The 21,946-nt window shown below is 71.1% G+C and carries 18 protein-coding genes; 13 read left to right on the forward strand and 5 right to left on the reverse strand.

What is annotated here, in order from left to right:
• Positions 1-108 precede the first annotated feature (108 nt).
• Positions 109-1,440: a DUF6445 family protein gene (locus FHT26_RS24535; protein WP_168562719.1), complete on the reverse strand. Its 1,332-nt coding sequence runs from the start codon at positions 1,438-1,440 to the stop codon at positions 109-111.
• 174 nt (positions 1,441-1,614) lie between these two features.
• Between FHT26_RS24535 and FHT26_RS24540 the strand changes: the two genes are divergently transcribed.
• The 4 genes from FHT26_RS24540 to FHT26_RS24555 all read left to right on the forward strand — a co-directional run bounded on the left by FHT26_RS24540 (position 1,615) and on the right by FHT26_RS24555 (position 5,962).
• Positions 1,615-2,790, forward strand: coding sequence for an imelysin family protein (locus FHT26_RS24540; RefSeq protein ID WP_168562720.1), 1,176 nt, complete (start codon positions 1,615-1,617; stop codon positions 2,788-2,790).
• On the forward strand, positions 2,787-4,220 hold the full coding sequence (locus FHT26_RS24545; RefSeq protein ID WP_168562721.1) for a di-heme oxidoredictase family protein: 1,434 nt from the start codon (positions 2,787-2,789) through the stop codon (positions 4,218-4,220). The genes FHT26_RS24540 and FHT26_RS24545 overlap by 4 nt, the downstream gene beginning before the upstream one ends.
• The gene (locus FHT26_RS24550) at positions 4,217-5,368 is read left to right on the forward strand and encodes a DUF1513 domain-containing protein (RefSeq protein ID WP_349238217.1); all 1,152 of its coding nucleotides are present in this window, start codon (positions 4,217-4,219) and stop codon (positions 5,366-5,368) included. The genes FHT26_RS24545 and FHT26_RS24550 overlap by 4 nt, the downstream gene beginning before the upstream one ends.
• A 75-nt stretch (positions 5,369-5,443) precedes the next feature.
• Positions 5,444-5,962 (forward strand): hypothetical protein, encoded by a 519-nt coding sequence (locus tag FHT26_RS24555; RefSeq protein WP_168562722.1) that lies wholly within the window; start codon positions 5,444-5,446, stop codon positions 5,960-5,962.
• Here the strand turns inward: FHT26_RS24555 and FHT26_RS24560 are convergent.
• From FHT26_RS24560 to FHT26_RS24570, 3 genes are read right to left on the reverse strand one after another with little or no spacing between them, the layout of a single operon-like run.
• Positions 5,956-7,986 (reverse strand): LTA synthase family protein, encoded by a 2,031-nt coding sequence (locus tag FHT26_RS24560; protein ID WP_168562723.1) that lies wholly within the window; start codon positions 7,984-7,986, stop codon positions 5,956-5,958. The two genes, FHT26_RS24555 and FHT26_RS24560, sit on opposite strands and share 7 nt — an antisense overlap.
• 12 nt (positions 7,987-7,998) lie before the next feature.
• Positions 7,999-8,631, reverse strand: coding sequence for a hypothetical protein (locus FHT26_RS24565; RefSeq protein ID WP_168562724.1), 633 nt, complete (start codon positions 8,629-8,631; stop codon positions 7,999-8,001).
• Complete coding sequence (locus FHT26_RS24570; protein ID WP_246868090.1) at positions 8,628-9,761, reverse strand: sialidase family protein; 1,134 nt, start codon at positions 9,759-9,761, stop codon at positions 8,628-8,630. The genes FHT26_RS24565 and FHT26_RS24570 overlap by 4 nt, the downstream gene beginning before the upstream one ends.
• Before the next feature lie 146 nt (positions 9,762-9,907).
• On the opposite strand from FHT26_RS24570, the gene FHT26_RS30165 reads away from it, so the two are divergent.
• From FHT26_RS30165 to FHT26_RS24595, 5 genes are all read left to right on the forward strand, one after another.
• Positions 9,908-11,050: a helix-turn-helix domain-containing protein gene (locus tag FHT26_RS30165; RefSeq protein ID WP_246868091.1), complete on the forward strand. Its 1,143-nt coding sequence runs from the start codon at positions 9,908-9,910 to the stop codon at positions 11,048-11,050.
• Between the two features lie 95 nt (positions 11,051-11,145).
• Positions 11,146-11,862, forward strand: a complete 717-nt coding sequence (locus tag FHT26_RS24580) for a paraquat-inducible protein A (protein ID WP_168562726.1) — start codon at positions 11,146-11,148, stop codon at positions 11,860-11,862.
• The gene (locus FHT26_RS24585; RefSeq protein ID WP_168562727.1) at positions 11,859-12,506 is read left to right on the forward strand and encodes a paraquat-inducible protein A; all 648 of its coding nucleotides are present in this window, start codon (positions 11,859-11,861) and stop codon (positions 12,504-12,506) included. Before FHT26_RS24580 ends, FHT26_RS24585 begins: the two co-directional genes overlap by 4 nt.
• The gene (locus FHT26_RS24590) at positions 12,499-14,247 is read left to right on the forward strand and encodes a PqiB family protein (protein WP_168562728.1); all 1,749 of its coding nucleotides are present in this window, start codon (positions 12,499-12,501) and stop codon (positions 14,245-14,247) included. The genes FHT26_RS24585 and FHT26_RS24590 overlap by 8 nt, the downstream gene beginning before the upstream one ends.
• The gene (locus FHT26_RS24595) at positions 14,244-14,870 is read left to right on the forward strand and encodes a PqiC family protein (RefSeq protein ID WP_168562729.1); all 627 of its coding nucleotides are present in this window, start codon (positions 14,244-14,246) and stop codon (positions 14,868-14,870) included. The genes FHT26_RS24590 and FHT26_RS24595 overlap by 4 nt, the downstream gene beginning before the upstream one ends.
• Positions 14,871-15,490: 620 nt before the next feature.
• Here FHT26_RS24595 and FHT26_RS24600 read toward each other — a convergent pair.
• Positions 15,491-16,582 carry a substrate-binding domain-containing protein gene (locus tag FHT26_RS24600; protein ID WP_168562730.1) on the reverse strand — a complete coding sequence of 364 codons (1,092 nt, stop codon included), beginning with the start codon at positions 16,580-16,582 and terminating at the stop codon, positions 15,491-15,493.
• A gap of 189 nt (positions 16,583-16,771) precedes the next feature.
• Here FHT26_RS24600 and FHT26_RS24605 point away from each other — a divergent pair, with 189 nt between their 5' ends.
• From FHT26_RS24605 to fdhD, 4 genes are read left to right on the forward strand one after another with little or no spacing between them, the layout of a single operon-like run.
• The gene (locus FHT26_RS24605) at positions 16,772-18,445 is read left to right on the forward strand and encodes an OFA family MFS transporter (protein ID WP_168562731.1); all 1,674 of its coding nucleotides are present in this window, start codon (positions 16,772-16,774) and stop codon (positions 18,443-18,445) included.
• Positions 18,446-18,470: 25 nt separating this feature from the next.
• Complete coding sequence (locus FHT26_RS24610) at positions 18,471-20,831, forward strand: FdhF/YdeP family oxidoreductase (RefSeq protein ID WP_168562732.1); 2,361 nt, start codon at positions 18,471-18,473, stop codon at positions 20,829-20,831.
• Complete coding sequence (locus tag FHT26_RS24615; protein ID WP_168562733.1) at positions 20,824-21,084, forward strand: hypothetical protein; 261 nt, start codon at positions 20,824-20,826, stop codon at positions 21,082-21,084. The genes FHT26_RS24610 and FHT26_RS24615 overlap by 8 nt, the downstream gene beginning before the upstream one ends.
• Positions 21,081-21,935 carry a formate dehydrogenase accessory sulfurtransferase FdhD gene (gene fdhD, locus FHT26_RS24620; RefSeq protein ID WP_168562734.1) on the forward strand — a complete coding sequence of 285 codons (855 nt, stop codon included), beginning with the start codon at positions 21,081-21,083 and terminating at the stop codon, positions 21,933-21,935. The genes FHT26_RS24615 and fdhD overlap by 4 nt, the downstream gene beginning before the upstream one ends.
• The last annotated feature ends 11 nt before the right edge of the window (positions 21,936-21,946 follow it).

A 21,946-nucleotide genomic window follows, 5' to 3' on the forward strand; every position in this document is an offset into this window, starting at 1 on the left:
TACTGCCGACAGGGCTTCGACAGGCTCAGCCCGAACGGTGTGTATTCCGATCGTCCCGAGCTTGTCGAAGGGCAAGCGCAGGGCGAACCGTGGCCCTGCGCTCTGCCCTCAGCGTTCCGATTCGAAGTGGAACAGCTGCACCAGCCGGCCCGACTCCGGGCGGTCGCCGAACAGCTCGGTGATCGCATGGAAGAAATCGCTGCGGAAGACGATCAGCCGGTTGAAGCGCATCGGCACCTCGAACAGGAACTCCCAGGTCGCATCGCGCTGCTGCTGCCATTCGGCGAACGGCAGCCGCCGGTTGATCGGCAGGTGGCGCTTCTGGAAATCGAGGAACGACGCATGCCCCATGCCGGCCAGCGCGGCATCGTCCGGCCGGCGGTCCCAGCCGGTGGCGCGGTGGCGGTAGAAGCGCGTGCCGCCGCGGCAGTCTTCCGGCCGGCTCAGGTACAGCACGCCGCCGAAGATGTGCGGCAGCGTCGGGTTGTCGACGTGCACGTCGGCCCGCGCATCGTCGGCGGCCAGGCTGACGCGCAGCGCGCCGTTGTCCGGCGAATCCCACTTGATCGAGCGGCCCAGCATGTCGGCGATGCGCTGCATCGTCGCGCCGGCCGGCAGCGGCGGCGTCTGCACGCCGGGGAAGTTGCCGTTCGGCGAGCGCTGCGCCTGCGTCGCGCACAGCCGCAGCGCCTCGGCGCGAAAGGCCTGCGGATCGGGCAGGAAGTCGTCGACGGCGAGCAGGTCGCGCTCGGTGCAGGCCCGCTCCAGCGCGGCCGCGTCGAGGGTGGCCGACGCATTCAGCAGCAGCGCCGGCGAGGCCTGCGGCGACGGCGACGTGGCGCGCGCGAAGCCCATGTTCAGCCGGTCGGCCAGCCGCGGCGCCAGCGCCAGCGCCTGCTGCGCATGCGGCACGGCCTCCGGCATCGCCCAGCGCAGGTAGCGCAGCCGGGCGAGCGCCTCGTGCCAGTGGGCCTGGTCGGGCTGCAGGGCCAGCGCCGCGGCATAGCGGCGCTCGGCCTCGTCGAAGCGCTGCAGCTGCACGCACAACCCGCCGAGCATCGCGAGGCTTGGCGCATCGTCCGGCCGCAGCTCGCAGGCGACCTGCATCTCGGCCAGCGCTTCGGGCGCCTGGCCGAGCTGCAGCAACGCGGTCGCCAGGTTGAGCCGGTAGTCGGGCGCCTCGGGCCGGCGTGCGATCGCACGCCGCACGAAGGCGATGCCGAGCGCCGGCTGCCGCAGCCCGAGGTAGGCCACGCCGAGCAGGTGCAAGGCCTCGGGGTTCTCGGGCTGGGCGGACAGCGCGGCCTGGTACAGCGAGAAGGCCTCGGTCAGCCGCCCCTGGGCGTGCAGGGCGCGGCCCTGCGCCAGCGCGGCGTCGGCATCGACCGGATGCGCGGCGGCCGGCGCTGCCCTGACAGGCCGGTGGGAAGTCTTGTTCATGGAATCGGAAGAGGGAACCGATGCAGCAAGGCACCGAAGGCCACCATCAGACAGCGCTTGCCGAACATGCGCTCGCGCAGGGTCTTTCACACGGCGACATCCCCCGACATGAAGCGTGTGCAGCGCCGGTGGCTTGATCTATATTGCAACGCCCAGGTCCCCGAGAGCCGACCGATGAACAAGCGCGAGATGCTGCACGCGATGGCCGCGGGCCTGGGATCGCTGCTGTGCGCCGCGCGGGCCCGTGCCGCCGCACCGGAGGCGGCCGCGATCGATGCGGTGGTGCGGCACTACGCGGTGCTCGTCCACGCCTGCTACAGCGACAGCCTGGCCGCCGCGCTCGCGATGCAGCAGGCCATCACCACCTTTCTGGTGCAGCCCTCGGCCGACCGCCTGAAGGCCGCGCGCACCGCGTGGCTCGACGCCCGCGAGTGGTACGCCCAGACCGAGGCCTTCCGCTTCTACGCCGGCCCGGTCGACGACGGCAAGGGACCGGAGCAGCGCATGAACACCTGGCCGGTCGACGAGTCGTACATCGACTACGTGCGCGACCGCCCCGACAGCGGCCTCGTCAACAACCCGAAAGCCGTGCTGACGAAGGTAGCGCTGGCCGCGGCCAACATCCGCGGCGGGCTCGAGAACGTCTCGACCGGCTGGCATGCGATCGAGTTCCTGCTGTGGGGCCAGGACCTCAGCGAGACCGGCCCCGGCGAGCGGCCGTTCGAGGACTACGTCGACGGCCGCGGCCCGCACGCCGACCGCCGCCGCCAGTACCTCGCGGCCGTCACCGAGCTGCTGCTCGACGACCTGCGTTACCTGATCGCCGCGTGGGCCCCTGCCGCGAAGGCGAACTACCGCGCGAAGTTCGAGCGCGGCGGCGTCGAATCGGTGCGCCGCATCGTGATCGGCATCGGCGCGCTGTCGCGGGCCGAGCTGGCCGGCGAGCGCATGGAGGTCGCGCTGAACACCCAGGACCAGGAGGACGAGCAGTCCTGCTTCTCCGACAACACCCACCGCGACATCGTCAACAACGCGCTCGGCATCGAGAACGTCTGGCTGGGCCGCTTCAAGCGGCGCGACGGCAGCCTGCTGCAAGGCCCGTCGCTGCGCGAGCTGGTGGCGGCCCAGGACGCGGCGCAGGCCGAGCGCACCACGCGGCAGATCGCGACGTCGATCGCTGCCGCGCAGGCGATCCAGCCGCCGTTCGACCACGAGATCCGCGGCAGCCGCAGCGCGCCGGGGCCGATGCGCGTGCGCGCGACCATCGACAGCGTGCTCGCCCAGTCGCGCGAGCTCGGCGCCGCCGCGAATGCGATCGGCATCACGCGCTTGAACATGGTGAAGCCGTGAAGCGACTGCGACACGGCCTGCTCGCGCTGCTCGTCGGTGCGAATGCCGCGCTGCTGCAGGCCGCATCCGCCGACGACGCGCTGGCGCCCGACGAGCAGACCGGCGGCGCGACCACCGTGGCCGCGACCGGCCGCAATGCGTTCTCGTTCGCCGCCGCGAACCTGAACGACGACGAGCGCACCCGCTTCGCGGTCGGCAACTCGTTCTTCCGTCGCAACTGGGTCGAGGCGCCGTCGTCGACCGCGGCGCGCGACGGGCTCGGGCCGCACTTCATCGCGCGCTCGTGCGGCGGCTGCCATGTGCAGAGCGGACGCGGCGCGCCGCCCGACTACGCGAAGCCGCTCGATGCGCGCGGCGAGCCGCCGGTCGCGCTGCTGCTGCGCCTGTCGATCCCCGGCGAGGGTCCGCACGGCGGCCCGCGGCCCGACCCGATCTACGGCGACCAGCTGCGCACGCTGGCGGTGCCGGGCGTGCGCGTCGAAGGCCGCATCGCGCTGCAGGTGCGCACGCTGCGCGGGACCTTCGCCGACGGCACGCGCTACACGCTGCGCCAGCCCCGCTTCGGCATCGCCGGGCTGGCCTACGGTCCGGCCTCGAACGACCTGCAGGTCAGCCCGCGGCTCGCATCGCAGTTGATCGGCATGGGGCTGCTCGAAGCGATTCCCGAGCAGGAGATCCTCGGCAACGCGGCGCGGCAGGCCGCCGCGCCCGGTCCGGTGAAGGGCCAGCCGAACCGGGTGTGGGACGCGTTCGAGCAGCGCATGATGCTCGGCCGCTTCGGCTGGAAGGCGAACGTCGCGACGCTGGCGCACCAGACCGCCGCGGCCTTCGTCGGCGACATCGGCATCACGTCGAGCCGCTTCCCGGACGAGTCCTGCACCTTCACGCAGGACGACTGCCGCGCCGCGCCGCGCGGCGCGAAGGGCGAGGCGCCCGAGATCGACGACCGCACGCTCGGCGACGTGGTGTTCTACCAGGCGAGCCTCGCGCCGCCGGCGCGCCGCCAGCCGGGCGATGCGCAGGTGCTGCGCGGCCGTGCGCTGTTCGAGCAGGCGCAGTGCGCGGCCTGCCACCGGCCGAGCTACGTGACCGGCGACAGCCCGCTGCCGGCCTTCGCGAGCCCGGCGCTGAAGGGCCAGACGATCTGGCCGTACACCGACCTGCTGCTGCACGACATGGGCGACGGCCTGGCCGACGGGCGACCCGATTTCGGGGCCAGCGGCCGCCACTGGCGCACACCGCCGCTGTGGGGCGTCGGGCTGATCCGCGACGTCAACGACCACCAGCAGCTGCTGCACGACGGCCGCGCGCGCGGCGTGCTCGAAGCGGTGCTGTGGCACGGCGGCGAAGCCGACACCAGCCGCCGGCAGGTGCTGAAGATGACGGCGGCCGAGCGCGCAGCGCTGGTGCGCTTCGTGGAATCGCTGTGAACGGCGACGAGCGCTGGACGCGGCGGCGCTGGCTGCAAGCGTCGGGTGCCGCGGCGCTCGCGGGCGCTGCCGGCGCTGCGACTGCAGCGCTCTCCTCCCGCCCTGCCACCGCGCTGGCCGCAGCATGGCAAGGCCGCGACGGCGCCTGGGTCGGCGTGCTGCGCCAGCAAGGCCGGCAGCTGCGCGTGCACCGGTCGATCGCCGTGCCGACGCGTGCGCACGGGCTGCTGCAGGAACCCGGCGGCACGCTGCTCGCGGTGGCACGCCGGCCCGGCGACTGGCTGATGCGCTGGGATCGCGACGGCCGCGTGATCGCGCTCGCGTGGATCGAACCGAACCGCGCGTACAACGGCCACGTGATCGCCGATGCGTCGGGCGACACGCTGTACACCAGCGAGACCGACCTCGACAGCGGCGCCGGCCTGGTCGGCGTGCGCGATGCGCGCACGCTCGACAAGCGCGCCGAATGGCCGACGCAGGGCCGCGACCCGCACATGCTGCTGTGGGACGCGCACGCCGCGCCGTTCACGCGGCTGGTGGTCGCGAACGGCGGCATCGAGATCCGGCCCGAGACCGGCCGCATGAAGCTCGATCTCGACCGCATGGATTCGTCGCTGGTGCGACTCGATGCAGCCCACGGCGAACTGCAGGGCCGCTGGCAGCTCGACGATGCGCGCCTGAGCCTGCGCCACCTCGCGTGGCATGGGCACGGCAGCGACGCGGTGCTCGGCATCGCGATGCAGGCCGAGCACGGCGATGCCACGCTGCGCGCCGCCGCGCCGGTGCTGGCGCGCTTCGACGGCCACGCGCTGCACACGGCGGCATCGCCGGCGTCGCTGGCCGGCTATGGCGGCGACATCGCCGCCGATGCACAAGGCTTCGCGGTCGGTTGCCCGCGCGCGCACGGCCTTGCACGCTGGCATGCCGACGGCCGCTGGCAGCAGTTCGCGCCATTGAAAGAGGCATGTGCTGTTGCAACTGAGGCATCGCACGCACTGTGGGCCGGTGGCCGGCCGGACGCGCAGCGATCGCAAGCGCAGATATCTGACGCATCAATCGACAATCGGTCACAGGTTGGTCTGCCCACTGGTCTGCAACTGGACAACCATTGGTTGGTGCTTCGAGACGATTCGACGAAAGAGGGGTAACGCCGGGTAACCCCATCGTCCGGATTTGCGGGTCCTTCGCTATCGTTTGCGCACAACGACAGGGAGATCAAACCCATGAATCGAGTGCTCTCATGGCCTGTGCTGCCGATCCTCGCGCAGCACCTCGAGCAAGTCGCGCGCACCCGCCATGTCGCGGTGGTGGGCGACAAGCAGGCCGTTCGCATCACCCTTCCCTTTGGCGTCATCGAGATGCTGGTCGCGCCGAACCAGCAGCCGATGCTGGCCGGCACCGAGGTCTACGTCTGGTTCAAGGGCGGCGGCTTCCTGTGCGGCCCGAAGCGCGAGATCGACCTGGCCGAACGCGAATCGCGCCATGCGCTGCGCCGTGTGAAAGCCGCACGGGCCGCGCTGGCTGCGAGCCGCGCCGAGCGCGCGGCGCGACTGGCCGCCGACATCGACATCCTGCTGCCCGAGCTCGATGCCGCGATTCCCGACAACGGCGACAGCGACCTGGCGCCGTTCGACTCGTCGCCGCTGCCGCTCGATACCGCGCCGGGCGGCCTCGACGAGCACCAGGCGAAGCCGGCCGACACCGGCCGCGCCGAAGCGGCCGGAGAAGCGAGACGTCACTGAGGCTTCGGCAGCTTGTGGTTGTGGGTCTGCAAATACAGAGCCGCATTCCCATACGCCGCCGGGAAGTGCCCCCACTGCTGCTGCAGCGCCGCGATCTCCGGCGCCACCGGCTGCTGCTGCAGCAGGTTGGTCGACGGCTTGTCCGACAGGATGTCGAACAGCGCCGGCGGTTGCCGGTCGACCAGCAGGTGCGTGCCGACCAGCACGCCCTGCTGGCGCGGCCCGGTGAACTGGAATTCGAACGCGACGCGGCTCGCATCGAACTGCGGATCGAGCAGGTCGCGGCCGAGCGTGGTGTTGCGGTAGCCGATGCCGGCCAGCGACGCGAGCGTCGGCAGCACGTCGACCTGCTGCGCCCAGTGGTCGATGCGGCGCGGTGCCACATGGCCCGGCGAGTAGACGAGGAACGGCGTGTGGCCCTGCGTGATCGCGAGGTCGTGCCATGACTTCGGCAGGTGCGGGCCGGTCACGCCGATGATGCCGTGGTCGCCGATGAACGCGAAGAGGGTGTTCTTGAAGTACGCCTCCTTCTTCGCCTGTTCCATGAAGCGGCCGATGCACCAGTCGAGGTAGGCGAACGCGCGGTACTCGTCGACCGAGATGAAGCCGTTGTCCTCCAGCTGCGCATCGGTCGGCGTCGGCGGCTGGAACGCGGCCTTGTCTTCGTCGGGGATCGTGTACGGCCGGTGGTTGCCGCTGGTCTGGATCATCGCGAAGAACGGCTTCTGCTGGGCGCGGAACATCTCGTTCGCCTCCAGGAAGAGGTTCTTGTCGGAGACGCCCCACACGTCGACCACCGGCGACTTCAGCCGCGTCTGCTCGACGATGTCGACGTCGTCGATGCTGGCCGTCAGCACGCCGCGCACGTTGGCCCACGAGGTGCTGCCGCCGATGAAGTAGAACTTCTTGTAGCCGGCGAACTCGTTGATGATCGACTGCTGGTTGCTGGCCGCCGGGTTGCGCGACGCGGTCGATTCGACCGACACGTCGGGCATGCCGGTGACGGTGGTGAACACGCCGCGCGCGGTGTGGCCGTGCGCGCTCATCATGCGGGTGAACAGCAGGCCGTCTTTCGCGAGCGCGTCGTAGTTCGGCGTCGCGCCCAGCGGGCTGCCGATCGCGCCGACCTTGTGCGCCGCGAAGCTCTCCAGCAGCACCAGCACCACGTTCATCGGCGGCTGGCCGGCCCGCTCGGGCTTGGGCGGCACCGTGCGCAGGAACGAGATCGGCTCGCCCGGCTTCAATGCCGGCAGCCCGACGAACGCGCGGATCGCATCGGCATCGGGGCGCATCTCGGCGTCGCCCAGGCTCTGCGCCCGGAAGGTCCAGGTGTCGTACAGGTTGTGCAGCGGGTTCAGCGACAGCTGCTGCGCGAACGCGTTCTGCAGCTCGATCGAATCGCTCCAGCGCAGCGGGTACTGCGAGAACTTGCCGTGGATGCCGAACACCGCGAGCAGCACGACGGCGGTCTCGGCGATGCCCACCTGCCAGCGTTTGCGCGGCGCTTGCTGAACAGGAACCGCAATGCGCCGCCACAGCCAGCCGAAGATGACGTGGCACAGCAGCAGCCACGCGACGACGGCGAGCGCGATGCGACCGACCGGGTAGGTCTGCATGACCATGCCGGTCGCTTCGCCGACATCGCGTGCCAGCGAGATCACGACGGCCGTCAGCCGCTGTGCGAGGTACGCGAAGTGCCCTGCATCGAGCACCACGCCGAGCGCCCAGACCAGCGCCACGAGCATCCAGTACGTCCACCAGAAGGCCCGGGCGCGCGGCGGGCGCAGCCAGCGGCCGACCCACGGCAGCGTGGCCAGCAGCCACGCGAGCAGCACGCTGTCGAGCGCGACGCGCAGGTCGAAGCGCGCGCCCAGCCACAGCGCGGCGGCCCAGTCGCCCATAGCCAGCGCCGCGTCGGGCGGCACGAACCAGAGACCGAAGGCGGCGCGGCTCACGCTGCCGACGACGACGAGCACGGCGGCCATCGCGAGGGCGAGGCGAAGATGCGGGCGCAACAAGGACATGGCGGGACTCGATCAGGGAATGGGCGCGTCGGCGGCGCGGCCACGCGGCCGTGCCGACGCGACGGCGGACGCCACGCAGCGCGCCAGCGCCCACAGCCACAGCAGCGGGTCGAGCAGCGCATCGAAGAGGTTGCCGGTCGGCAGGTGCGTCACGGCATGGAAGGTCAGCGCGAGCAGCACGGCCCACGCAGCAGCCGGCTGCCGGCCGCGCACGCTCGCCGCGAGCGCGAGCACCGACAGCACGACGCCGGCCACCGGAGCCTGGACCGCGTCGAAGCCCCAGGGGTACAGGCCGAGCGACAGTGCGCCGACCGCATCGGCATACAGCACCAGGCCGCCAGCCACCAGCGCCGCGGCCAGCGCCACCGGCAGCGTCTGCTGGTCGGGGCGCGCGGCGAAGCGCTTCCAGACCGAGACGCCGCACAGCGCAGCGAACAATCCGCTCGGTTGCTGGAATGCGAGGCCGAGCCACCACGCGGGCGACGCGGGGCCGGGCAGCCACATCGCGGCGAAGGCCAGCAGCGCAACCGCGGCGCGCCGCTTCATCCCGCGCAGCGGCAGCAGCGACAGCATCAATGCCGCGGCGACCACGCCCCAGGCCAGCCGCGCCCACACGATCTGGTCGCCAAGTTCGGGCAACGTCACTTCACGCCCTCCGCATCGTCGATGTCATAGACCTGGTGGCCGATCGCCTGCCGCTGCGCGGTGTAGGTGACGTGCAGCTGCCGGCCGAGCTGCTGCACGCTCGGGTACGAGAACTCGTCGCCGGCCTGGCCGCGCTGCACGTCGAGCGCCGGCGTCCAGGCCAGCGCGTCGGCCGAGGTCGACAGCCGCAGCCACTGGCGTGGCGAACCGCCGGGCAGCATGTCGTTGTGCAGCATCACGTAGCCGCCGTTGGCCAGCCGCAGCGCGGCGACCGAGTCGTCGCGGTTCGGGATGTCGAGCGGCGGCAGGTCTTCCCAGTGTCGCCCGGCGTCGTGGCTCACCGCCTGCTGCACGCGGTGCGACGGGCCGATGTCGCGCATCAGCGCGCGCAGCTCGGTGCGCGACACCGGCAGCAGTGCCGGCTGCAGCGCGGTCGTCGAGCGGCCGATGCGGCTCAGCCAGCGCGGCGTGCCGTCGGCATCGAAGGCCACGACCATCGGGTACTTGTTGCGCAGCTCGAAGTAGGCCGGCAGCAGCCAGCCGCCGTCGTCGAGCCCGACCGGGTTGCTGCGCACCAGCACGCTGGTGTCGGCCAGCGGCGTCAGCGGCAGCAGGCGGCGCACCGAGAAGCTGTGCGCGGCGTCGGTCGATTCGAGCTGCACGACGCGCGCCGCGGCCCAGCCGCCCAGCCCGGTCGCGACCATGAAGACCTGCACGCGGCCGTCCGGCGCGACCCAGGCCGACGGGTTGCCGATGCGGCGCACGCCGAAGCCGAGTTCGCGGCCCAGCCCGGCGCGGTCGATCACCTTCTGCGCGGCGCTCCAGCGGCCGTCGGCCCAGCGGGCGAGGTAGAGGCTGACATCGGGCGCGCTCTCGCGCGACCCGGCCCACCAGAACGCGAGCAGCTCGCCGTTCGGCAGCACCGTCAGCGCGCTCGCATGGGCGGCCGGCACGCCCTCGGGCATCGGGATGCGTTGCGACGAACGCGGGGTGAGCTGCGGCGGCTTCGCGGGGGCGTTCACCGGCTTCACCGCGAGCCGCGGTTCGCGCGCCGTCGCACCGATGGCCGAGGCACGCTGCCATTCGGCGGCCGCGCCCAGCATCACGCAGGCCAGTGCCAGCACCAACATCCTCGACGACCGCTGCGCCCTGCTCATTCCGCGCCTCTCATTCCGCGCCTGTGCCCTTGCTTGAAAGGCGCAGATTGTGACAGCCGAGGGGCTGCCGAGCGCGATCCCGCCCGAACATGCAGAATGCGGCACGCGAAGGAGGCAGCATGTTCCCTCAGTCCCCCGCCAGCCGACGGGCCGCCGACCTGGCGTCGCCGCAGCACCTGCAGGCGATCGCGCAATCGCACGCGCGCTGCGCCGCCCTCGGGCTCGACGAGGCCGCGGTGCCCGAGCTGAACCGCGCCTCGGCAGCGCGCCTGCACGAAGCGCGCGAACGGCACCGCCGCCTGCACGAGCAGGCGATGCCGGTGATGGAGCTGCTGTTCGACCAGATCGCGTCGTCGCACAGCATGGTCGCGCTGACCGACCCGAACGGCGGCATCCTGTCGAGCCTCGGCGACGACTCCTTCCTCGAACGCGCGCAGCAGGTGGCGCTGTCGCCGGGCGTCAACTGGTCGGAGCCGGGCAAGGGCACGAACGCGGTCGGCACCGCGCTGTTCACCGAGGCACCGACGCTGGTGCATGGCGACGAGCACTTCCTGCGCGCCCACCGCTTTCTCACCTGCTCGGCCGCGCCGATCTTCGACCACGCCGGCCGCGTGATGGGCGTGCTCGACGTCAGCGGCGACCAGCGCTCGTACCACCCGCACACGCTGGCGCTGGTCGACCTGTCGGCGCGGATGATCGAGAACCAGTGCTTCGTCGACCGCTTCCGCAGCGGGCTGCGGCTGCACTTCCATGCCGAGCCGGCCTGCATCGGCACGGTGCGCGAAGGACTGCTGGCGATCGACCCCGACGGTGCGATCCTCGGCGCCAACCGCAGCGCGCTCGCGCAGCTCGGGCTGAGCATCGGCGCGCTGCGCATGCTCGGGCTCGAAGGGCTGCTGGGCCTCGGTCTCGGCGCGTTGGCCGACCACGGCCGCCAGCATGGCGACACGCCGATCACGCTGCGCCCGGTGCTCGGCCCGGCGGCCGGTGCGCCGCTGCACATGCGGGCGGTGTTCCAGTGGCCGGCATTCTGGTCGGCCGCGAGCCTGGTCTCGCGGGCGACGCTGGCGCCGGTGGACCTGCGAGCCGGGCTGGGACGGGCGGCATCGGCCGAGACACCGGCGACGCTCGAAGCGCTGGAGACCGACGCGATCCGCCGCGCGGTCGTGGCCGCCGGTGGCAACGTGTCGCTCGCAGCGCGGCAACTCGGCGTCGCGCGCAACACCGTCTACCGCCGGCTGCGCGCGGCCGGCCCGGGGTGATCGAGCCCCCGGCCGGGCATGCAAATCAGCCCTTGTCCTACACTCCGCGCCCGCATCCGTCCCTACGATCGGCGATCGCTGTCCCGCTCACCTGAATGACCGACTCCACCGCCGCCCGCCCGGTTCCCGTCGCCGACCCGCCCGATGCGGCCCACGTGGCGGTGCTGCAGCCGCGGCCCGACCTGGTGATCTGCGAACAATGCGATGCGGTGCACGCGCGCGTGCCGCTGCAGCCGGGACAGACGGCGCATTGCCGCCGTTGCCGGGCCTTGCTCGGCCGTGGCCACCGGGTCTCGCTGCCCGGGCTGCTGGCGCTCGCGATCGCCGGGCTGCTGTGCTTCGTGATCGGCAACCTGACGCCGCTGGTGTCGATCTCGGTGCGCGGCGCGCCCGACCCGGTGACCCTGCCCGAAGCGCTGTGGCAGACCTGGGAGGCCGGCCAGCCGCTCGGCGCGATGCTGGCCGGCGCGACCGCGGTGGTGTTCCCGTTCCTCGTGATCGCGCTGCGCCTGTACCTGCTGTGGCCGATGAGCCGGCGCCGCCTGCCGCAGGGCTTCATGCCCGCGATGCGGCTGCTGCGCTTCGCGACCCGCTGGAGCATGGTCGAGGTCTTCATGCTGGGCGCGCTGGTCGCGGTGGTGCGCGCCGCCGGGCTCGCGAGCGTGGTGCCGGGGCCGGCGCTGTTCGCGTACGGCGTGCTGACGATGCTGCTGACGTCGAGCAGCGCCGCCGGGCTGCACCGGTTGTGGCAGCTGGGCAGCGAGTGGCAGGCCGAGGCCGACGCGAAACAAGCCGCGGCGGTGCCCCGATGAACGCCCGCTGCGCCCGCCTCTACAACTGCAGCGCCTGCGGGCTGGTGTCGCAGCGCATCGATGCCGGCGTGCCCGACGACCATGACGACATCGCCTGCCCGCGCTGCGGCACCGCGCTGCACCTGCGCATCCCGGACAGCCTGCAGCGCACCTGGGCCTGCCTGGCGGCCGCGCTGCTGCTGTATGCGCCAGCCAACCTGCTGCCGATCCTGGTCACCTCGAACGTGTTCGGCCGCGACAGCCATACCATCCTCGGCGGCATCGGCGACCTGTGGGACGCCGGCTCGTGGGGCTTGGCGCTGATCGTCTTCGTCGCGAGCATCGCGGTGCCGATCCTGAAGATCCTCACGCTGTCCTTCCTCGCGTTCACCGCGCAGCGCTGCAGCTGCGTGCGGGGCGTGCCGCGCACCCACCTGTACCGGCTGGTCGAGGCGGTGGGGCACTGGTCGATGCTCGACGTCTACGTCGTCGTGCTGCTGGTCGGCATGGTGCGCTTCGGTGCGTTCGGCATCGTCGAGCCCGGGCCCGGCCTGCTGGCCTTCGGGGCGGTGGTGGTGCTGACGATGCTGGCCAGCGCCAGCTTCGACCCACGCCTGCTGTGGCCCGACGAGGTCGACGACAATCCTTCCCCTGCCCATGGCTGACGACGCTTCCCCACCTGCACCCGATCCCGCGCCGGCGCCCGTGCCGCCGCCGCCGTCCCCGCCCCCTGCGCCGACGGTCGTCAGCCGCAAGCGTTCGCTGCCGTCGGTGGTGTGGCTGGTGCCGGTGATCGCGCTGGCAGTCGGGATCTCGCTGGTCGTCAACAGCCTGCTGCAGGCCGGCCCGCACATCACGATCGAGTTCCGCACCGCCGAGGGCCTGGAGGCCGGCAAGACCGAGGTGCGCTACAAGGAGGTGGTGGTCGGTCGTGTCGATGCGGTGTCGCTCAGCGAGGACCGCAAGCGCGTGATCGCCTCGGTGCGGCTGGCGCGCTCGGCTGCGTCGCTCGCGGTGGAGGACACCAACTTCTGGGTCGTGCGGCCGCGCATCGGCGTCGGCGGCATCAGCGGCCTGGCCACGCTGGTGTCGGGCGCCTACATCGGCGCCGATGCCGGCGTGTCGAGCGAAGACCGCAAGGCCTTCGTCGGGCTCGAGGTGCCGCCCTTCGTGCTGCGCGGCGAGCCCGGCCGCAGCTTCGTGCTGCGCGCGCCCGACCTCGGCTCGCTCGATGTGGGCTCGCCGATCTTCTACCGCCGCACGCGGGTCGGCCGGGTCGTCGGCTACACGCTCGACGCCGAGAAGGACGAACTGCTGGTGCAGATCTTCATCGAGGCGCCGTACGAGCGGCTGGTCAACAACCGTTCGCGCTTCTGGAATGCGAGCGGCTTCGACTTCACGCTGAACGCGAGCGGCCTGACGGTGGACACGCAGGCGCTGACCTCGGTGATCGGCGGCGGCGTCGCGTTCGAGCATTCCGACCAGGCCACGCCGGACACGAAGGACGAGGCCGAGGCCGCCGCGGGAACGCGCTTCTGGCTGTTCACCAACCGCAAGGCCGCGATCGCGCCGCCCGACGGTCCCCCGATGCGGCTGCGCTTCGTGTTCGACCAGTCGGTGCGCGGGCTGTCGGTCGGGTCGCCGATCGATTTCCTCGGGGTCGAGATCGGCGAGGTGCGCGCGATCCGCCCCGGCTACGACGCCGAGCACAAGCGCTACCCGATGGAGGTCACCGCCGACGTGCACCCGCTGCGCCTGGGCGCGGTGCGCGGTGCGCTGGTCGAGGACGGTGCGGGCCAGCGTCCTGCACCGGCCCGGACGCCGGACCAACGGCGGGCCGAGCGGCGCGAGCTGAACCTGCAGCTGTTCCAGCGCCTGGTCGAGAACGGCCTGCGCGCGCAGCTGCGCACCGGCAACCTGCTGACCGGGCAGATGTACGTCGCGTTGGATTTCATCCCGAAGACGCGCCCGGCCAGGCTCGCGATGGCCGATGGCGTGCCCGAGGTGCCGACGGTGCCGGGCACGTTGTCGGACGTGCAGCCGCAGATCGCCGAGATCGTCGCGAAGATCAACAAGGTGCCGTTCGACGACATCGGCCGCGACCTGCGCGCCACGCTGGCGCAGGCGCGCGAGGCGATCGCGAAGCTGTCACCCGAAGCGCAGCAATCGCTGGCGGAGGTGCGCAAGACGCTCGATGCGCTGCAGGGTTCGCTCGGCAAGTTCGACCGCAACCTGCTCGACCCCGACGCGCCGGTGCAACGCAACGTGGAGCAGACGATGACCGATTTGCAACGGGCCGCGCAATCGCTGCGCGTGCTGACCGACTACCTGCAGCGCCACCCCGAATCGCTGCTGCGCGGCAAGCCGGCCGATCCGCCGCTGCCGTCGCTGGAGAACGCGCGATGAAGGCGTGGCGGGCGGTCGAAGTGCGGACAACGCTGGTGCTGCTGGCCGCCGTGTCGATGGCGGGTTGTGCATCGCAGCCGCCGGTGCGCTTTCACAGCCTGCTGCCGGCGGTGTCGTCGTCGCCGGCATCGACGCCGCCGGCCGCCGCCGGCGCGCCGCTGGTCGTCGAGCTGGGTCCGGTGACGGTGCCGGCCGCGGTCGACCAGCCGCAATGGGTGCTGCGTGCCGGCGACGACAGCCTGCGCGTGCTCGAAGGCGAGCGCTGGGTCGCGCCGTTGCGCGACGAACTGCGTGCCGCGGTGATGGCGAGGCTGGCCGAGCACTTCAACGCGGTCGACGCCCGCACGCAGCCCGGCCCGGCGAGCGGCTGGCGCCTGCGCATCGAGGTGCAGCGTTTCGAATCGATGCTCGGCCGCGAGGCCTGGATCGACGCGGCGTGGTCGGCCACCTCGGTCGCGACGCCGGTGCGCACCGTGGCCTGCACGAGTCGTCTGCATGAGCCCGCGGGATCCGATGCACCTTCAATCGCTGCGGCACACCGTCGCGCGGTGCAGCGATTGGCGGATCAGATCGGCGAGCGGCTGAGGGCGATGGAGCAGCAGGCGTCGGTATTGGCTTGCTGAGCGGGTGCCCTGCTTGCAAAGGCGCGGGTGGGGCGGCTGTGGCGCGCCGGACGGGTCGGTCATCATCCCTGGCGGGATGCTGACTTCCCTCCGCTGGCTGGTTGGATGGCCCGTCGCCGAAACTCCCTCCACTCACTTCGTTCGTTGTGGTCAAACAGTCGGCGACAGTCAGTTCACGAACGCGCTGCGCGCGGGGCCATCCAACCAGCCAGCTCCGGCGACCCGCCCTGATTGGCGCGCCACAGCCGCCCCACCCGCGCCTTTGCCGGCACCGCCCGCTCTGTTTGGGGGGAAAAGATTGAAGTGATCGACGAGCGCGCCAGCGCTCGCATGCTCGTCTGTCACTTCAGTCTTTTCCTCGCCCAAGAGCGGCGGGTGTTGAGCGGCGGGTGAGGGGATGGGCTGGGCTGGGGGCGATTTCTGGGGCGACGGAGAAGATCGGCTTTGGGGATGGCGCGCGCCAGCGCGCTTCGTGGACTGATTCATCGGCACTGTTTGACCACAGCGAACGAAGTGAGCGGAGGGAGTTTGCCGATGCATCCCCAAAGCCGATCTTCGCAGTGGAGTCGGCCCGCCAGGGCCGACCGCCCCGGCATGAGCCCCCAGCCCAGCCCATCCCCTCACCCGCCGCGACGCGCCAAGCCCAGCCCCGCAAACGCATCCTCCAGCCGATGCACCTCCCCCGCATGCCGCGCGTCATACCCCGGCAACTGGTTCGCCGCCGCGCGGAACTCCTCGCTGCCCAGCACCGCCACCAGTTGCTGCATCGCCGGCGTGTCGAAGAACGCTTCGTCGCACAGCAGGAAATACTGCTCCGTCTGCAGCGGAATGAAGTCCAGCTCGAAGCGCCGCGCCGCCGTCTCGACGCCGAAGCCCGCATCGGCCATGCCGCTGGCCACGTAGGCCGCCACCGCCGCATGCGTGCGCTCGCACGGCGCATGCCCCACCGGCCCGGCCGGGTCCACCCCCGCCTGCTGCAGCAACAGGTCGAGCAGCAGCCGCGTACCCGACCCAGGATCGCGGCTGACGAAGCGCACGTCCATGCGCGCCAGGTCCGCCATCCCGCGCACGCGCAGCGGATTGCCCGCCTGCAGCATCAGCCCCTGCCGCCGCGTGCTCACATCGATCAGCATCTGCTCGCCCGGCCGCAGCCACGGCCGGTAATGCTCGACCCCCGCCGCTTCGAACTCGCCATGAGGCACATGCAACCCGGCCACGTCGCACTGCCAGCTCGTCATCGCCGACACCGCCTCGATGCCGGTGCAGTACTTCCATTCCAGCTGCATGCCGTCGGCGGCCAGCTGCTGCTGCAGGATCTCGATCGAAAAACCATGGCTCGCGTGCAGGCGCAGCACCGCCGGCGGCTCCTCCATCGCCTGCGCGATCTCGGCCTCGAGTTCCGACGCGATCGATTCGAACAGCGGCGTCAGCCGCGCCGTGATACGGCGATCGGCCCACACCAGTTTTTCGCCCAGCGGCGCGAGCGTCGAGTTGCGCCCCGGCGACATGCGCAGCAGCGGCGCACCGAACAGCGCATGCCCCTCGCGCACCATCTGCCAAGCATGGCGGTACGACAACCCGCTGGCCTCGCACGCGCGCGCCAGGCTGCCGTGCTGCTGCACGAGGCGCAGCAGTTCGATCAGCCGCGGCATCAGCGTGCCGCCGCCTTCGCGCGTCAACGACCACTGCGGCTTGATGGTGACTTTGTTCACGGAATACAGCCTTATCGTTTTCCTGCCCATGTAAGCGATTGCTTGTTCGCGGGCCTATGTCCGCGGCATCATATTGCCGCCACGCCGGCCCCTGCCTACAGTCCGGAGCTTGCGTGTCACTGCAGCATCAAGACCCGTGCGAGCCCGGCGGGATCTTGAATACCGATACTCACAAACCCGGGAGCAAGAATGTCTTCAACCACAGCGGAATCGACAACCTCCGCGCCAGCCGGCGCCGCCGGACTGCTCGACAAGGAGCGGACGATCGCCGGCCCTGGCTTCAATCGCTGGCTCGTCCCGCCGGCAGCCCTGGCCATCCACCTGTGCATCGGCATGGCCTACGGCTTCTCGGTGTTCTGGTTGCCGTTGTCGAAGGCGCTGGGCATCAAGGAAGCGATCAAGTGCGGCCCGGACGTCGGCTTCTTCGCCGAATTGTTCACCACCACCTGCGACTGGAAGATCTCGACGCTCGGGTGGATGTACACCTTGTTCTTCGTGTTCCTCGGCTGCTCGGCGGCGCTGTGGGGCGGCTGGCTCGAACGGGCCGGCCCGCGCAAGGCCGGCGTGGTCAGTGCGTTGTGCTGGTGCGGCGGCATGCTGATCTCGGCACTGGGCATCCACCTGCACCAGTTCTGGATGATGATCCTCGGCTCCGGCGTGATCGGCGGCGTCGGCCTCGGCCTCGGCTATATCTCGCCGGTGTCGACGCTGATCAAGTGGTTCCCCGACCGCCGCGGCATGGCCACCGGCATGGCCATCATGGGCTTCGGCGGCGGCGCGATGATCGGTTCGCCGCTCGCCGCCGAGCTGATGAAGACCTTCGCATCGCCGACCGACGTCGGCGTGATGCAGACCTTCATCGTGATGGCGCTGGTCTACTTCGTCTTCATGCTGGGCGGGGCCTTCGGCTACCGCGTGCCGCCGAGCGGTTGGAAGCCCGAAGGCTGGACCCCGCCGGTCGCGCAGACGAGCAACGCGATGATCACGCAGCGCCACGTGCACGTGAAGAAGGTCTGGGGCATTCCGCAGTTCTGGCTGGTCTGGCTGGTGCTGTGCATGAACGTCAGTGCCGGCATCGGCGTGATCGGCATCGCGAGCCCGATGCTGCAGGAAGTCTTCGGCGGCAGCCTGATCGGCGTCGACGCCAAGTTCGGCGCGCTCGACAAGGTGCAACTGGCGGCGATCGCCGGCGTGGCCGCCGGCTTCACCGCCCTGCTGAGCCTGTTCAACATCGGCGGCCGCTTCGTGTGGGCCAGCTTCTCCGACAAGCTCGGCCGCAAGGTGACCTATGCGGTGTTCTTCGTCCTCGGCGGCATCCTGTACGCCAGCCTGCCCGGCAGCGCCACCGCCGGCAGCAAGCTGCTGTTCGTCGGTGCGGTCTGCATCATCCTGAGCATGTACGGCGGCGGCTTCGCGACGGTGCCGGCCTACCTGGCCGACCTGTTCGGCACGCAGATGGTGGGCGCGATCCACGGCCGCCTGCTGACGGCCTGGGCCACGGCCGGCATCCTCGGCCCGGTGGTCGTGAACTACATGCGCGACTACCAGCTCGGCCTGGGCATCCCGCGCGAGCAGGTCTACAACCAGACGATGTACATCCTGGTCGGCATGCTGGTGATCGGCCTGATCGCCAACCTGTCGATCCGTCCGGTGGCCGACAAGTACTTCATGAGCGACGAGGAACTGGCCGAAGAAAAGCGCCTGGCGCATGACCGCGCGGCCGCGTCCGACGTCGGCGCGGGTTCGGGCGCCGGTGGCACCACGCCGACCTTCATGGTCGCGCTGGCCTGGGCGGCTGTCGGCATTCCGCTGGCCTGGGGCGTCTACAAGACCTTGCTGACCGTGGGCAAGTTCTTCGCCTGAAGAAGAGTTGGGAGTCGGAGAAAAAATGGCACACCAGAAGATCGAGTTCTACAAGGGTCCGGCCGGCGGCTGGGGCGCGCTGAAGAGCGTCGCGCAGCAGCTGCTGCAGCACGGCATCGCGGCCAAGGGCGCGAAGACGATGCTGTCGGCCAACCAGCCGGACGGCTTCGACTGCCCCGGCTGCGCGTGGCCGGACCGCGACCACACCTCGACCTTCGAGTTCTGCGAGAACGGCGTGAAAGCCGTGGCCGCCGAGGCCACGTCCAAACGCGCGACGCCCGAGGTGCTGGGCGCGCACACCGTCTCGTGGCTGGCCGAACAGTCCGACTTCTTCCTCGAGGACATGGGCCGCATCACGCACCCGATGGTGTATGACGCGGCCTCCGACCGCTACCAACCCATCGCCTGGGACCAGGCGTTCGCGATGATCGCGCGCGAGCTGCGCGCGCTGCCGGACCCGAACCAGGCGATCTTCTACACCTCCGGCCGCACCTCCAACGAGGCGGCCTTCCTGTACCAGCTGTTCGTGCGCGAGTACGGCACGAACAACTTCCCCGACTGCTCGAACATGTGCCACGAGCCGAGCGGCTCGGGCCTGCGGCCGACCATCGGCGTCGGCAAGGGCACGGTCACGCTCGACGACTTCGAGCTGGCCGACGCGATCTTCATCTTCGGCCAGAACCCCGGCACCAACCACCCTCGCATGCTCGGCGAGCTGCGCGACGCGTCGAAGCGCGGCGCGAAGATCGTCAGCTTCAACCCGCTGCGCGAGCGCGGGCTGGAGCGCTTCGCGAATCCGCAGAACGCGATCGAGATGGCCACGCTCGGCTCGACGCCGATCAGCTCGCATTACTTCCAGCTGCGCATCGGCGGCGACCTCGCGCTGGTCAAGGGCATGTGCAAGCACCTGTTCGAGCTCGACGACCGCGCGCAGCGCGACGGCACCGCCCGCGTGCTCGACGTGGCCTTCATCGCCGAGCACACGCACGGCTTCGAGGCCTTCGAGGCCGACGTGCGCGCCGAGAGCTGGAGCACGATCGAGGCCGAATCGGGCCTGGCCGAAGCGCAGGTCCGCCAGGCCGGCGACCTGTACGCCGGCGCCAGCCGCGTGATCGCCTGCTGGGGCATGGGCATCACGCAGCACCAGCATTCGGTCGCGACGATCCAGATGATCACCAACCTGCTGCTGACGCGCGGCAACCTGGGCCGTCCGGGTGCGGGCGCCTGCCCGGTGCGCGGCCACAGCAACGTGCAGGGCGACCGCACGATGGGCATCTACGAGAAGCCGGCGCCGGCCTTCCTGGACCGCCTGGCCGACGTGTTCGGCTTCGAGCCGCCGCGTGCCGAGGGCTTCGACACGGTCGGCGCGATCGAGGCGATGGTCGACGGCCGCGGCAAGGTGTTCTTCGCGATGGGCGGCAACTTCGCCGCCGCCACGCCCGACACGCATGCCACCTGGAAGGGGCTGCGCCGCTGCGAGCTGACGGTGCACGTCGCCACCAAGTTCAACCGCAGCCACGTGATCCATGGCCGCCAGGCGCTGCTGCTGCCCTGCCTGGGCCGCACCGAGGTCGACCTGCAGGCCGCCGGCGCGCAGGGCGTGACGGTCGAAGACTCGATGAGCATGGTGCACCTGTCGTCCGGGCTGAACGCGCCGGCGTCGCCGATGCTGCTGTCCGAGCCGATGATCGTCGCGCGGCTGGCCGCCGCCACGCTGCCGGCCAGCAAGACCCCGTGGCTGTGGCTGGTCGAGGACTACAGCCGCATCCGCGACAAGATCGAAGCGGTGTTCGACGACTTCAGCGGCTTCAACGAGAAGATCCGCAAGCCGGGCGGCTTCCGGCTGCGCAACACCGCATCGGAACGCGTGTGGGTCACCGCCTCGCACAAGGCGGAGTTCAGCGCCCACCCGGTGCCGCGCGACACCGCAGTGCACCGCGCCCGCAAGCAGACCGATGCCGTCGTGCTGACGCTCGCCACCGTGCGCTCGCACGACCAGTACAACACCACGATCTACGGCATGGACGACCGCTACCGCGGCGTCTATGGCCACCGCCGCGTCGTCTTCATCCACCGCGACGACCTGAAGGACATCGGCATGAAGGCCGGCGACTGGGTCGACATCACCAGCGTCTACTTCGGCGACGACGGCAACGACGAACGGCGCACCGCCGAGAAGTTCCTGCTGGTCGAGTACGACATCCCGCGCGGCTGCATCGCGAGCTACTACCCCGAGACCAACGCGCTGGTGCCGCTGCAGAGCTTCGCGATCGGTGCCCGCACGCCGACCTCGAAGTCGATCCCGGTGGTGCTCACGCTGCGCCCGCAGGACACGCCGGTGGCCCATGCGCGCGACGTGGCCGACGCCGCGCCGGCCCATGCATGAAGCCGGACCCGCGGCGCTCGAAGACCGGGCGCTGCAGGAACTGCTGGCGCTCGACGACGAAGGCCGCGGCGTCTCGCTGACGCGGCTGGCCAAGCGGCTGGGCGTGCGGGTCAGCGTGCTGATCCGCCTCTACACGCAGATGAGCGATGCCCGCATCGGCGACGCGGCCGGCCCCGGCTGGGTCCGCCTGCAGGTCGACGACGGCGGACAATGGCGGGCCTTCGCCACCGACGCTGCACGCCGCCCGACATGACCCTGCCCGCGCCCGACCCGCGCGTCGCCCTCGACGACTGCGACCTGCCCGACCACCTGCCGCCGACCGAGGCGGTGTCGGTGCGTCGCCACCTGGGCGCGGTCGCCAGCGAGCGGCGCGACGTGGTGGCGGTCGAATCGCCGGTCGCGCTGGTCTTCAACGGCCTGTCGCATGCGGTGATGATGGCCACGCCGACCGACCTCGAGGCCTTCGGGCTCGGCTTCGCGCTGTCCGAAGGGCTGATCGCCGGACGCGACGAATGCCGCGACATCGAGGTCCGGGCGCATGCGCGCGGCTGCGAGGTGCACCTGACGGTGTCGTCGCGCGCGTTCGCCGCGCTGAAGGACCGCAAGCGCTCGCTCGAAGGCCGCACCGGCTGCGGGCTGTGCGGCATCGACAGCCTGGCGCAGCTCGACCTGCTGCCCGCCGAACGCCTGGCCGAGCACGCGCTGGTCCCGTCCGAGGTGGTGCTGCGCGCGTTCGCCGCGCTGCCGGCCCGGCAGGCGCTGAACGCCGACACCGGCGCCTGCCATGCCGCCGGCTGGGCCACGCCGGCCGGCGAGCTGCTCGACGTGACCGAGGACGTCGGCCGCCACAACGCGCTGGACAAGCTGCTCGGCCGGCGCGCGCTGGCCGGCCGCCTCGGCGAGCCCGGCTTCGTCGTGATGTCGAGCCGCGCGAGCTACGAGCTGGTGCGCAAGTGCGCGCGGCTGCAGGTCGGCACGCTGGCCGCGATCTCGGCGCCGACCTCGCTCGCGATCGACATCGCGCGGCAGTCGGGCCTGCAGCTGTACGGCTTCTGCCGCGGCGAGCAGGCGGTCGACTACACCGCGCTCGCGCCGGCCGCCTGACAAGCCCGCGC

Origin of the sequence: Rhizobacter sp. SG703, from assembly GCF_012275445.1 — a bacterium.
Classification (GTDB): Bacteria; Pseudomonadota; Gammaproteobacteria; order Burkholderiales; family Burkholderiaceae_C; genus Rhizobacter.

Coding starts and splice junctions, on each gene's coding strand:
- fdhD (WP_168562734.1), top strand. CDS start 21,081: ATGACCCTGCCCGCGCCCGACCCGCGCGTCGCCCTCGACGACTGCGAC.
- FHT26_RS24540 (WP_168562720.1), top strand. CDS start 1,615: ATGAACAAGCGCGAGATGCTGCACGCGATGGCCGCGGGCCTGGGATCG.
- FHT26_RS24605 (WP_168562731.1), top strand. CDS start 16,772: ATGTCTTCAACCACAGCGGAATCGACAACCTCCGCGCCAGCCGGCGCC.
- FHT26_RS24570 (WP_246868090.1), bottom strand. CDS start 9,761: ATGTTGGTGCTGGCACTGGCCTGCGTGATGCTGGGCGCGGCCGCCGAA.
- FHT26_RS30165 (WP_246868091.1), top strand. CDS start 9,908: ATGTTCCCTCAGTCCCCCGCCAGCCGACGGGCCGCCGACCTGGCGTCG.
- FHT26_RS24595 (WP_168562729.1), top strand. CDS start 14,244: ATGAAGGCGTGGCGGGCGGTCGAAGTGCGGACAACGCTGGTGCTGCTG.
- FHT26_RS24555 (WP_168562722.1), top strand. CDS start 5,444: ATGAATCGAGTGCTCTCATGGCCTGTGCTGCCGATCCTCGCGCAGCAC.
- FHT26_RS24590 (WP_168562728.1), top strand. CDS start 12,499: ATGGCTGACGACGCTTCCCCACCTGCACCCGATCCCGCGCCGGCGCCC.
- FHT26_RS24535 (WP_168562719.1), bottom strand. CDS start 1,440: ATGAACAAGACTTCCCACCGGCCTGTCAGGGCAGCGCCGGCCGCCGCG.
- FHT26_RS24610 (WP_168562732.1), top strand. CDS start 18,471: ATGGCACACCAGAAGATCGAGTTCTACAAGGGTCCGGCCGGCGGCTGG.
- FHT26_RS24560 (WP_168562723.1), bottom strand. CDS start 7,986: ATGTCCTTGTTGCGCCCGCATCTTCGCCTCGCCCTCGCGATGGCCGCC.
- FHT26_RS24585 (WP_168562727.1), top strand. CDS start 11,859: ATGAACGCCCGCTGCGCCCGCCTCTACAACTGCAGCGCCTGCGGGCTG.
- FHT26_RS24615 (WP_168562733.1), top strand. CDS start 20,824: ATGCATGAAGCCGGACCCGCGGCGCTCGAAGACCGGGCGCTGCAGGAA.
- FHT26_RS24580 (WP_168562726.1), top strand. CDS start 11,146: ATGACCGACTCCACCGCCGCCCGCCCGGTTCCCGTCGCCGACCCGCCC.